The 12026-nt window shown below is 58.2% G+C and carries 11 protein-coding genes; 3 read left to right on the plus strand and 8 right to left on the minus strand.

Annotated features, from left to right (window positions below; translation table 11 throughout):
* The first annotated feature begins 127 nt into the window (after positions 1 to 127).
* Together B5X69_RS19555 and B5X69_RS19560 are read left to right on the plus strand one after the other, a co-directional pair.
* Positions 128 to 343, plus strand: a complete 216-nt coding sequence (locus B5X69_RS19555; RefSeq protein WP_079640192.1) for a helix-turn-helix domain-containing protein — start codon at positions 128 to 130, stop codon at positions 341 to 343.
* Positions 344 to 452: 109 nt separating this feature from the next.
* The gene (locus tag B5X69_RS19560; RefSeq protein ID WP_139375891.1) at positions 453 to 1613 is read left to right on the plus strand and encodes a DNA methyltransferase; all 1161 of its coding nucleotides are present in this window, start codon (positions 453 to 455) and stop codon (positions 1611 to 1613) included.
* On the opposite strand, the gene B5X69_RS19565 is transcribed toward B5X69_RS19560, so the two are convergent.
* Together B5X69_RS19565 and B5X69_RS19570 are read right to left on the minus strand one after the other, a co-directional pair.
* Positions 1610 to 3991, minus strand: coding sequence for a hypothetical protein (locus B5X69_RS19565; RefSeq protein WP_079640194.1), 2382 nt, complete (start codon positions 3989 to 3991; stop codon positions 1610 to 1612). The genes B5X69_RS19560 and B5X69_RS19565 overlap by 4 nt on opposite strands.
* Positions 3992 to 4023: 32 nt before the next feature.
* On the minus strand, positions 4024 to 4245 hold the full coding sequence (locus B5X69_RS19570) for a hypothetical protein (RefSeq protein ID WP_079640195.1): 222 nt from the start codon (positions 4243 to 4245) through the stop codon (positions 4024 to 4026).
* A 466-nt stretch (positions 4246 to 4711) separates the two neighbouring features.
* Between B5X69_RS19570 and B5X69_RS19575 the strand changes: the two genes are divergently transcribed.
* Positions 4712 to 5209 carry a hypothetical protein gene (locus tag B5X69_RS19575; RefSeq protein WP_079640196.1) on the plus strand — a complete coding sequence of 166 codons (498 nt, stop codon included), beginning with the start codon at positions 4712 to 4714 and terminating at the stop codon, positions 5207 to 5209.
* 163 nt (positions 5210 to 5372) lie between these two features.
* Here B5X69_RS19575 and B5X69_RS19580 read toward each other — a convergent pair whose 3' ends face one another.
* The 6 genes from B5X69_RS19580 to B5X69_RS19605 all read right to left on the minus strand — a co-directional run.
* Positions 5373 to 7607, minus strand: a complete 2235-nt coding sequence (locus tag B5X69_RS19580; protein ID WP_139375892.1) for an AAA family ATPase — start codon at positions 7605 to 7607, stop codon at positions 5373 to 5375.
* A gap of 58 nt (positions 7608 to 7665) precedes the next feature.
* Positions 7666 to 7887, minus strand: coding sequence for a helix-turn-helix transcriptional regulator (locus tag B5X69_RS22335; RefSeq protein ID WP_079640198.1), 222 nt, complete (start codon positions 7885 to 7887; stop codon positions 7666 to 7668).
* A 343-nt stretch (positions 7888 to 8230) separates the two neighbouring features.
* Entirely contained in the window at positions 8231 to 8836 is a 606-nt protein-coding gene (locus B5X69_RS19590; RefSeq protein ID WP_079640199.1) for a hypothetical protein, read from the minus strand.
* Positions 8833 to 9792: an HNH endonuclease signature motif containing protein gene (locus B5X69_RS19595; protein ID WP_139375893.1), complete on the minus strand. Its 960-nt coding sequence runs from the start codon at positions 9790 to 9792 to the stop codon at positions 8833 to 8835. The genes B5X69_RS19590 and B5X69_RS19595 overlap by 4 nt, the downstream gene beginning before the upstream one ends.
* Before the next feature lie 299 nt (positions 9793 to 10091).
* Entirely contained in the window at positions 10092 to 11405 is a 1314-nt protein-coding gene (locus tag B5X69_RS19600) for a tyrosine-type recombinase/integrase (RefSeq protein WP_079640201.1), read from the minus strand.
* Positions 11406 to 11639: 234 nt separating this feature from the next.
* The coding region (locus B5X69_RS19605; RefSeq protein ID WP_139375894.1) for a transposase at positions 11640 to 12026 on the minus strand (387 nt) is incomplete at its 5' end.

Consider the following 12026-nt stretch of genomic DNA (forward strand, 5'->3'; position numbering starts at 1 on the left):
GACCAAATCCGCCTGTCTACCCGCCATCATGAAACGCTCCCAAATGTCCGATGAGAGCATATACAATGATGCTTACTTCAGTTCCAGATGACTAGAGTATATATGCCCGGTCGCCATCCATCGCGGAATGGACGATTGGCGAGCCATTGTTGGAGGAAATGTGCGGCAGCTCCGCCAGAAGGCGCATCTGACCCAAGAGCAGTTGGCATTCGCAGCAGAACTCGATTTGACCTATGTCGGTGGAATTGAGCGAGGGAGACGGAATCCCAGCGTCATCGTTCTCGTTCGACTTGCCGAAGCCCTGGGAGTTCAGCCGAAGGACCTACTTACTCTCGAGAGATAACCCCCTTCAACGGTCTGCCTGGCCCTTGGGGCTGCTCGTCTCACCGCTATTGACGCTCGACTCGTCGCGCTCGTATTGGTGTCGGTAGAGTTTTTCGGGGGAAGTGCGGGTGATAGCCAACGCAGAAGTGTTTGAGAGTCTTGCTCGCGCAGCGCAAGATACGCGCCGAGTTCAAGGCGCTACCCATCGTTTTTACCGTTACCCCGCTCGCTTCTCTCCACTTTTCGTACAAGCCGCGATCGAGCAATTCACGAAGCCTGGTGACCTCGTATTCGATCCATTCGTTGGCGGTGGAACGACGCTAGTCGAGGCGATGCGCCTCGGCCGCGCGGGTATCGGTTCAGACATCAACGAACTGGCGATTTTCATCAGCCAAGTGAAGACGACGCTGCTCACGGAGGCTGCCGAGCGGGAGTTACGGAACTGGACTGCAGGCGTCGAGCAATACGTCAACATGCACGCGCCCGCCGACGCGGATGGCAGGTGGCGCGAAAGCGGCTACTTCAAGCACATGGAGGCGAATGGGGTCTGGCGGTACCGCAAGGCTATCCAGCAAGTGCTGAATGCCACCGCATGGCTCCCCGACAACGCGAGCCGGGAGTTTGCCCGTTGCGCCCTGTTGCGAACTGCGCAGGTTGCGCTGGACGGCAAACGTTCGCCGCCGCCCATATCGACCTTCCGGACACGGCTGGTCGGGTATCTGTCGGAAATGCTTGACGACATGGCAGCGCTACGTCGCGAGACGGCGGACGTTCAGCGCCAGCCATGTCGCGTGTTGAAGCAAGCCGCTGACCAGGCGCACACCAGCGGCGCTTTTGACGAGCAGAAGCCCCGCCTCATTTTAACCTCGCCGCCATATCCCGGAGTCCACGTCCTTTACCATCGGTGGCAGATTGGCGGACGGCGGGAGACCGCAGCACCTTACTGGATCGCGAACCGCCTCGATGGCGACGGCGAGCGTTACTACACGCTCGGCCACCGCAAAGAGAAAGGCTTGGCGACGTATTTCCGCAACTTGGAAGCGTCGTTCCGCTCAATCGCAAAGGTCTGCTCCCCCGAGACGATCATTGTGCAGGTCGTCGCCTTTGCCGACCCGGAGTGGCAGCTAAGTCGCTACCTCGAAGCCCTGACTAGCGCTGGTCTTCAAGAGGTCGGCCAAGGCGAGCAAGAGCGCCTATGGCGCGACGTTCCCAATCGTCGCTGGCACGCGCTTTCTCAAGCCAAGCATTCGAGTGCTCGTGAGGTCGTGCTGTTTCACCGACTTGCTTAGGCTGCTTCGGCGAGCTTCGGCTTGAGCAACAGGTCGAGCTTACCGAGATGACGGATCATCGGGATTAAGACCAAGGCCGCAGCGCTCGTCACTTGATCGGCGCGCTCGCGCACGACGTCACCATCCGCATTTTTGCCGAGTCCGTGAATCACCGACATTCCTAGAAGTAGCATGCCGACGCGATATTGCTCGCGAACGAGGTCTTCTTTACCCTTGGCGTGCTTAAGCTCGTTCAGCAGGTGAATGTTGTCCTGGTTGAGAAAGAAGTCGAACTTCGCCTTATCGCCGCCGGTGTCGGCCCGCAGAACGCGCAACACAGAGTGCTCATTGAACCCGTAGTCGTCCCACTCCTCTTTACTGATCCACGTGGCGGTCGGCAGTTCGATACCGGCTTGGTCGGTGGTGTCGTTGCCGTCATTCTTCGGATTTTTCTTCTTATGCTTCTTTGTGTCGGACGTGTCGTGGTCCTGGTAGGGAATCAGCTCGATCCTGGCGCTGCTGACCAGTGGTTCAAGCATTTGATCGTCTGACACGGTAAAGCGGAGTGGCACCTGCTTGCCGACTGGCTCGTCGCCTTCAAGCGTGATTGTCAGCGTCGCATTGCCCCGATAAAGGTTCATTGAGCGCTGCGTAACTGCGACCCACGCGCCGTCGAGTTCTTGCTCGACGGTATAAGAACCCGGCTCCTTAGACCGCCCAAAATAGTTGTCTTCAACGTCTGTCTCGAAACTCAGGCGGATCGCGCGGCCCTTTTCCGCCTTCCGGCTCAACTCCTCGTCCTGAGCACGACCGCGAAAGCGGAAGTATGAGGGGAAGAGCTTGCCGTCGAACTTATCGGACGCCGCTGACTGCTTTATGTTGAACGGCGTCTTCAGCTTCTGGCCGCTCAGGAAGATAGACGCCAAGGATGGAGAGGACGACAGAATCTCCTTCAGCGTATCCTCCATGCTAGAGTTGTCCTCCGCCTTCTCCTTAATCTTCTCCTCGCGCCGCCGATTGTTGAATTCGCGCAGCAGCGGGTGGTGGTTCAGCACGTCTTCCAACTCGCGTTCCACAGCGGTCCGGAATTCCGACTTCGCCAATGCCTCGCGCGAGTTCATGAAAAGCTCTTCGAGAGCGGTGCGGCTAAGCTCCGAGCAGTCGAGCGAGACCATTAGGGAGTCCGCAACATAGTCGAGGCCGACTTTGCTCCGGGTGAAGATCTGCGGACTTAGTGTGCCGTGCGTCTGGCCGTTGACGACGAACAGTACACCTTCTGAACGGTTCAGGTAGGTGGCCGCTTTCTTGGCCTTGAAACCGAACAGGCTGATGCGGAATCTTTGGCCGGCGACAACCATCTCATCATGCTTCGGAAAGTCCTGTTCCAGGTTGTCGCCCTTATCGTCAGCAAGACGAACGAGAACGCCGGTAGCCGGGTTCGCGAAACTGCGGTCGGAGTCACCTTTGTAAGCCCTGCACTCGTGCATCATGTAGGGCAGCGCTGGACTGGGTAGCCGCGTGTCGATCTGGCGCAACAATCCGTCACTCAACAGAACGTGGGACCGGTAAGTGTATTCATAGTGGTAGAGCTTGATGAACGCCCCATACTCCTGCTGCAGCGCATAGGCGTTGTTGCCCTTCGGTCGGATGGGCAGGCTCTCGACGTTGAAAGTGAGAAGCATCGGCTTCTTCTCATCGCCGGTCGGGATCGGCGCAAGATAGCGATAGACGGAACTGCGCTCGCCGTCCGTCGGCTCCATTCGGCGCACGATGGTAAAGCTCCACGGATTATCGGCACCATCCGGAAGAAGCGCCGGATTCCGCCGCGTCAGCACGAGCTGGAAGTGATGCAGTCCGCCGCAGAAGCGTAACGCTCCCGTCCCTCCCATATTGAATTTGCCTTGCACGAACGGAATGCGCAGCTTGTTCGACTTAGCGAGCGACATGAACGTGTCGGGCACTGCCGCGGGCGTTTGCCCTTCGCCCAGATCGCTGATCGACAAGCAGGGGTTGGACTTTGAGCCGGTGGCGGAAATGCTGATGTATTCCGCCTGTTCACGCCGCTGCTTCCGCACCCAATGCTCGATGCGGCCATTCGCCGCCTTATCCGGGTCGCTGCCCTCGATTAAGCTGGCAATCGCGCGGCGAACGGAAGTCGGCGCTTGTTTGCTCGTCGGATCGATACCTCTGCTGATGCATTCGTTCATCAGCCGCGCGTCGATGCTGTTGACGACCTTCTCGACGAGCGCAGCAATCGGGTCCGACTGTTGCGCGCCAATGACCGAATAGTTGTTCTCGTTGTCCCCAAGGTCGCGCCAAACCTTAGGATCATCCCAGTACCCTGCTTTCTGCAAAATGCTGACTACCTCTTCTGGACTGTCAGCATGCACCAGAGCCATACAAAGTTCCTGGGCCTTCATATCCACCTCGCTTACAGCTTGAAACTCTTCTCGCGGGATACTTTCGGTGCCGCGAACTTGCGTTCGACTTCCGCGACGGCATCCTTGAGTGCCTTCAGGATTTTTCGAATCTCCGCATCGTCCCATTCGTAGAGATGACGATTTGAAAGATTCCCGATTCTTCGGATTGAGTCCATGGCGCGATTGGTCCGGTTTTCGGCCAATTCCCGAAATTTGTCGTGCTTTTCAGTCATTCGAATCCGCCTATCCGCGTAAATATCGACGCCATTCTGATAGGATCGATCTGATATGTCAACCTTTTGCAGAGAAAAATGTGCATCTAATCGACCGTATATCGGCACGATACTAGGCAAGGCGAGCGATGCGAAGCCGTGAAATTGAATGGCCGAGGGCAGCTTGTATGCGCGCTAAGGCGAGCCAATGTTAATGTGTTAATTTGTTTCGGGTTCCACCCAAGCATCTGAAATAAATATCTATTTGTGGAAACGGACGCACCCCAACTTTAACATGGATCGGCCTCATCTCCGTAGGTCGTTCATCACTTTCGCAGAGGAACGGAAGGAGTAAAGGCGGCGCCAGTGACATGGCACCAAGTTCGGGTCGGCAGAGTGCAAACAAGGCGGCAAGACGTCCATCACTACACGGACTGGCAAAACGCGATGACGCGCATATAGTCCTGAGCGGCGATGGGAGGCATTTATGGCAAGAACGAAAGGCAAGACGAAGGAGCGGAAGCCCTATGGGAAGCGTACAGACCTTGAGAGAATTCAATCTCAGTGGGTCAAACTCACCGGGTTGCACGACAGGACTGATTATTCAGCTGCAGTGATTAGGGCCGCTAGTGCCACCGAGCTCGCCGTGAATTATGCTCTTCGTCAGGAATTCTCTGCGCGCAGCCAGCTTGACGCTAAGTTCGTTGATGGCCTGTTGATGTGGGCAAATGGGTTGAAAGGCAAAGTAGAACGTTTGCTGCTGCCGATACTGGATGGCGACCCCAAGCGCGCCACCGTCACCAGCCTTTGGCCGCTCGCAAAGAAGATCAATAAGAAGAGAAACGAAATCGCACACAGCGGCCATTTCTGCTCCAAGAAGGAAGCGACCGATTTGATCGCAAACTGCCAAACCGTAGTGCATGGCATCGTGCATCTCTATGATCCCACTTTCCTCTTGAAAGAGGCCTCATCCGCAGATGAGTGAAGCGCAGCAAGGGGCAGGCCCGCCATTGGTACATGCAGGCGCGACGCCACCTTAGGCGACCGACTGAAGCGTTTGCACATAGGGCGCACACACAGTGTCCCCCCTTAAACCCCCGCACGCTGTGTGCCGGTGCACGGCACAGCATGCACGCGGTCACACATATTCACACTGTGCCAGTCTGTGCGCCGGGTGCGAACTGTCGAAACGGATTATTAGGATCGCGCAGTACCGTCCACCGTTCTGCCCAGCTCCGGTTCGGTCTCTGGTACGGTTCTGCGGCCAGCACCCCGTCGCGCTCCAATCCCCGCATCAAGTCAATCGTTCGCTTGCGCTTCAGGCCCTGTGGGAATTCCGGATCGTCCTTTAGCATGGCATACGCACCTGTCGATGCCTGGGGCGCTAACGATGTGCTGATGTACTTGCCGCGCGCGTAGTATTCGCCGATCAAACGCGCCAAGGTCGCGGCGTGGTCGGTTCCCGCATTGACACCAAGCGCAAGGTCGTCGCCGATCTCAACGGCGAGCTGCCAGAGCCCCCACTCGCCCCTTTGAAGCTGCAGATCGGGTTGCGTCACGCCGTCCTGGTTTTTCATCACCCTGAGCATGAACCGCTCGCCGACCACGACTTCCTTACGCAAGTCGCTGTCCCACTCCTTGTCAATCTGGTGCTGCAAGAACATTCGACGGCGGCTGGAATTGTGCCACTGGGCGCTCCCGGCGTAGCCATCATCGTTGGTAGTGTTACCGCGCGCGCTCGAACGATCGATGTGAACGATGAGCAAGACGCCGATATTTCGGCAGGGATGCACCCGGCGCAGCATTTTGATGAACCCGCGCACCTCGCGCCTGGCGATCTCGTTCCCATCGAATGTGTCGGAGGCACCGTCAACAACGACCAGTTGCGGATCGAAGATTTTGACCATTTCCCGCAGCCTGTCGAATTCCGCAGTACCGCCTAGCACCTTTGCGGCTCGCTTACCGTCAGCCCCAGATTCGAGCCGCTCACTATAGAGCGGGTCAATTTCGCTGGCATCGAGCACGCGCAAGTTCTGTCGTAGCTTCTTCTCGTCATAGTCGAACTGCTGGGCAACGCGGCGCAAGCCGCGGGTAAGGCGCTTGCGCCCGTCCTCGGCAGAATAATAGAGTACCCGGCATTGCCGGGTCGGGTGATTCAAAATCGGCTCGCCCAAAGCCACCGCACAGGCCATCTGCAAGGCGAGAAAGCCTTTTCCGACGCCGCCGTGCCCACCCAGCAGCGTCACCTCTTCGTCTGCCACCAAACCCTCGACAACATCGGGTACGTCAGCATCAACGGGCGCTGTCCAATCAACGCTCAGCCTGTCCAACAGCGAAGGGATTTCTGCGTCGGCTTGGAGCTGGTCTGTCGTTGGCGACGATGCCGTCTGCCGCAGCAACCCCGCCGCCATAGCCTCCCCGTGCCGCAGTTGCTCCGCATCGTTGTGGTAATGCTGCATCGCCTGTGCCATGGTCGATTGCGCGTAGCCGGTTCGCTTTGCCTTATCCCGTTCGCCCAGCTTCGACAGCCGAAACGTCAGCCAACATTCGCGTGGTGATTCGGTAAGAGGAATCAGCAGCTTGACGAGGGCAAGGTCAGCTTCCGACTGAGAGGGATAACGACCTTTCCAATCACCGGCGAACAACCGCCCCAGCTCTCCTGTATCCTCCGCCGCGCGCGTGGCTGCGTCCCAATCGGCGTGGTCGTCACCCCACAGTTCCAGCTTCGCAGGCGCTTCGCTCGCCATCTGCGCCACCATGTTGCTCAGCACGTCCTGCCGGTCCGCAATCGGGCGGTCACGCACGACGCTACCGGTGCAAATTATGAAGCGGGCTTGGGAATAGACCTCGACACCATCGCGCCGCCTGCCCTCACCAATCTTGCCCCTGACCCAGACATGGAAACCTAGCCCGGAGCGGGAATGTTCGGTGTAGCTGTCGAACGTTTCGATGACGGAGTGGTACCGTTGCAGTGCCTCAGGGCCGGTGCCATCCTTCACGTCCAGGTCGATACACGAAAAAGGGTCGTCCGCCGTCAGCACATAGCCGATCCCACAGCCTCGCAATTCCGCGCAGCGTCGCGCAGCGTCAAAATCAGTCCACGTGCTGGGATCGCTGACACTGGCGTTTCGACCATCGAGCGCTAATGGCCGCTTGTCATTAGCGGCGAGGCACCATTGCGGACGCTGACGCAGTTCAATCGGAATGTTGGACCAGGGCGCGGTCGGCCCGGTGCCCCCTTGACCCCCTTCGGCACCCTCCAGGTATGCTGTCAATTCAGGCGGCTCAGCGGCGTGATCGCCGCTTTCAAACTCGCTTGGTTTTTCCCGAATTGCATCGGGGTTGCGGACCGAATCTCCGTTTTCGTACAATGAGCTTGTCACGTAGATACCTTTCCGCGGCAGGGCCTCGAACCCTGCCGCAGTTTGTGAAGAGAAGGTTTCAGGCGTTGCCTGGGTGATGGACGGTGGCCGCGGACGTGCTTGCGAACTTCCGTGCAGTCTTCCACGCTTCGATGTCGGCAAGATCGTATCGGACCCCTGCCTGCTTGGCGTCGGAAAGCTTCGTGAACCGAGGGCCTTTGCCCTTGCAGCGCCAGAACCGAAGTGTGGCTTCAGTTACGCCAATAAGACTAGCGGCTTCCTTGTGAGTCAGAACTTTCATGGCAGGATGAACCCCGCAATGCCCGCGACGCCATGAGCCGCAGGCGATTGCCTGCGGAGAACCCAGAGCAGGAAGTTGGGGTGTCAGCAGCCCCGATGGACGGAGCCCGTTGGCTACGCTGCCGCTACATGGGCGAACCAGCGCAGCTGTTTTGTTAGCACAGGCTGCGGCTAAGTGCTATGCAATTCGCAGTGTGTGACCAGTCAGGCTTCGGTCGTTTGAGAGGTCGCAACCCTCCCTGATCGACTTCTGGAATGTATCCATCATTGCTTCATCTCGTCAGATAGCCGCCCCCATCTGTGAGTTCTCAAAGCCCCGTCACCGCGAAGCGCCAAGGCACCGACTAGTTCGTATTTGTGGCCATGGCTTCGAGCCGACCGAGGTTCGCCTTCAGCTCCGAAATCCATTCCCGATCCTTGTGCCTGAACGCCCAACCCGTGTCTGCGATCTCCGACACAATGCGTGCGACTAGCATGGCAATTTCCGGAAATCCCGAAACTTCAAGCGACCAACCCATCGGCTCAAAATGAGTGAATTGGTTGCGCACGCTTGCGTGGAAGCGATTGAGCCATTCCAACTCGGCGTCGCTTATAGCGATACCTTGGTCATTGCTTCTGTCGCCCGCCGAATGCGGTTTCCGCGCGGCCTTCAGAAGTCCCGGCAGGGCCATTAGTCGCGCTTCTGGTGGCTTCGCATCGGGGTTTGCGCGGCTCTCCTCGAAGAAGCTAATGAACTTGGCCGCATTTTCAGGATAGACAGCGCCGATCGGGGTGGCGGTCGAGACCAGATGACAAACGCAGGCGCCTTGTAGGGTCGAGTGAAGTGCCAGCGCGAACCACTTCCATACCTGCGGGTCCTTATCGATCAGTGGAAGGCATCGTAGGGCGTGCCGCAGCGAACCGGCAACGTCATCCGATTCATCTGTTTGGAACCAGCGGTCCCCCGTCATATTGCGAATCTGCTGGCAAACTGGCGAAGAGCTTCATTGATGTCAGCACTTTCAGGAGCGAAATGCGCCTCGCGATGACAGTTCGGACACAGGGCGACACAAGTCCAGACGCGGTCGCTAACCTCAATCCCTAGGATATGATGCACATCGAGGAAGCCTGGGTAGTCGCGATGTTCGTCGCAGCCCGCGCGTTCGCAGTGGCCCTTTGCCCGGGCGCGAACTGCCGCGCGGACCCGTGGATCGCGCGGATAACCGGAGCGGAAGCTCGCAATTCGCTGTCCCTGGTCACGACCGAAATACTGCTCGGCTCCAACTAAGTCGTCGAACGTATCATTGTCATGCTCAAGCTCGTCGAGACGTGGAAGTGCCAGAATATTGATCACACCTGGCCATTGCCAAAGGACGCGGGCCACGGCGGGAGTTTCTAAATGCCGGTCGTCTTGCAGCCACAGAGTCGGGCTTGAACCGTTCGCGGCATGATTTTTGGTCATCTTACCAGTCAGACCGCGCGAGATTAAGTCGTCGCTCACCTCTCGTTGCCGCTGCCATATCGCCGGAATTTGGCCGCTGGGCACCAATGCTGCGAATACGAATCCTTCTGTGCTGTCCTGCACCAAAAGTAGATGGGTGAACCCCTCGCGTTCGTGACGGGCGGCGATGTTCTCGAGGGTTTGCTCCCAGCTTCCCTGATCCAGGCGGGCGCGAAGCTGGGCCGCCGAATAAAGACTTTCGTTGGCGTTGCGTCCGTCTCTGCGCCAACAAAGGCGAACGTGCATCCGCACCGCCGCTCCGCCAACTCGTTCAGCGTCGATTACTTGAGTGATTGCAATGCCATGCTCCGTCCAGTGGTGACCTGTTACCGCAAAGCCGTGTCGCTTTAGCAGTGGTACCACGCGCTGCCGAGTAGCCAGTTCTGCGGCAATGCTCTCCTCGGTCCGAAAAGGTCGTTGGGCCATCGTGCTGCCTTTCCCCGTCGTCAGCCTGTCAGCTCTGGCCGCGTGGCCCAAACCCGACTCTGCTTCAGGTCGACAGTTCCTACATCACCTTGGGGGCACGACCAATCGAGACCCAAATCCAAAAATAGTAGGTCGGGGATATTCAAAAAATAGTAGCCGGGATGGCGTGACCCTAGCCACGCTCGGCTGTGGGGCGATTTACGGTGTGGCAGCGGTGCTGTGCTACCCTAGCGACGGCCAGCACGCTTTCGCCCCTACAGCCCCGACTGTCAGCGAGATATTGGTGCATCATGCTGCGCTCACGCACGCTGGGCCAGCGATACCACGTTGGCACCGGCTGCAATCGCCGCTTGCTGCTCGATCCAGTTGCCCACCTTCTGCACATCGGGCTGCAACCAATCCAACCGCGCTAGGTCGAGGTAATTGCGGGCGGTTACGTCCTCCTGCGCAGGCTTATGGCCAGTGAGCAGGTCGGTGCGAAACTTCTCAATCAGACATTCCCGCATGGCGATGTTCGTGTAGGTCCGGCGCATATCATGCAGGCTCAAATGCTTGCCAGCTACCTTGCCGACCAGTTCCATCGGTGCGCTGGCATCGGTGATATGTCCGGTCTTGGACCAGCTTGGGAACACATACGGACTAGGCTCCGGGTCGTCCTCACTCTCTTTAGGCTTGGGCATCCGTGACTTAAGGAGCGCCACCGCTTGCGATGAGAGCGGGAGCCAAATCGGATCACCACGCTTGCGGTCGTCCAGATGCCACCAACAGTTTGAAGGGTCATCATCGTCGATGTTGACCCGGTCCCATGTCAGTGTGGTCATTTCGTCCCGGCGGGCACCCGTCAACAGCGCGAAGATCGTCAGGTCGATCCCCGCAAGCGCATCCTTATTCTTCGGGATTTCGCGGGCTTCGTGCAGCTTGTTCCACACCTCCCCGATCTTGCGGCGGTCAATGTAGCGATCGGTGCGCGAGCCAAGCGGCGCCCAATGGTCTTTTAGCACGTCAACGGGGTTGTGCAGGACGAGCGGGCTACCGTCAGCGCGCCGGTATTGGCGGCTGGCGAAGTTGATAAGGATGCGGAGCGTCACCATGGCGGCATTCGCGCTGGCAGGCGCGGCGCGCTTCCCTTCTAGCCCGTTTTCAACAAGTTCCCGATGCCGTTCCAGCACCATATCCCGAGTGATCGAGACGATGGGCTTGTCCTTCCACCCGGTAAACACCTGATCCACGTGCCGCCGGTATTCAGCGGCAGTGCTCGCTTTCAGCTTCCCCGGTCGCGTGACATATGCCTCAAGCGTTTCACCAAGGCTCACCTTCATCGCCGCGTCGGCCCTCTTCGCAGCCAGCGGATTTATGCCGTCCTCGAACTGGTGTTTGCATTCCTCAGCTCGGCGGCGCGCGTCGTCCACTGACCACGCGCCGTAAGTGCCGATTGTAATGCGCAGCTCCTTGCCCTCCCCGGCAATCGTGCCTTGAACAACGAAGCTAGCAGCCCCCGACGCAGTAACGCGTAAGCCAAAGCCGCGCGTCTCGGTGTCCCAATAGAGTGTAGTTCCGCGACCGGGTTTACGTACCCGATCGATATTTGTTTTGGTCAGCTTGAGCTTGGGCATGGCCACCTCTTGTAAGTCTAGTGTAAGTGGCGGCTGCACACTTACGTCAACATACAGTAGCCCTAAAATCGACCTTTCCCAAGTGATATCAGTAGGTTGACTAGCATATGGCAACGTGCGCATTCATACGCTAACACTTCTCTGGTCAAACTCTTAATCAGCGGGTCCTAGGTTCGAGCCCTAGTGCGTCCACCAATTTCCGGCTCTTCCCCGTGAACGGGGGATGAGGGTGGATCAGACCCGATTGATGACGCCATTCCAACCGCAAAGAGCGAGCACGCGCAAGCGGTAGTTGTGAAAGTTGCGGAAGCCGAACGCGCGGCGCGAGATCATCTCCATCTTTGTGTGAAAGCCCTCGGTGATTCCATTGTTCCTGGAAAAGCGCCACATGCGGGCGACGGGCTCGAGCCAGCTGGTCAGGGTATCGGCGAGGGACTTGAGGGGGCTGGCGGCGAACTGATCGATCAGCCTGAGCAGGTCGGGGATAAGCTGGCTGGCCTTTTTGGCATTGAGGGATTTTTGCGTCAGCAGGAGGGCCATGTCCTGCTTGGCAGTGTAGAGGGCTTCGAGCACCGGATTGGCTTTCAGGTAGACGGCCAGCCTTTTGCGCTGTTCTTCGCT

The organism is Sphingopyxis flava (assembly GCF_900168005.1).
In the GTDB taxonomy this organism is placed as follows: Bacteria; Pseudomonadota; Alphaproteobacteria; order Sphingomonadales; family Sphingomonadaceae; genus Sphingopyxis; species Sphingopyxis flava.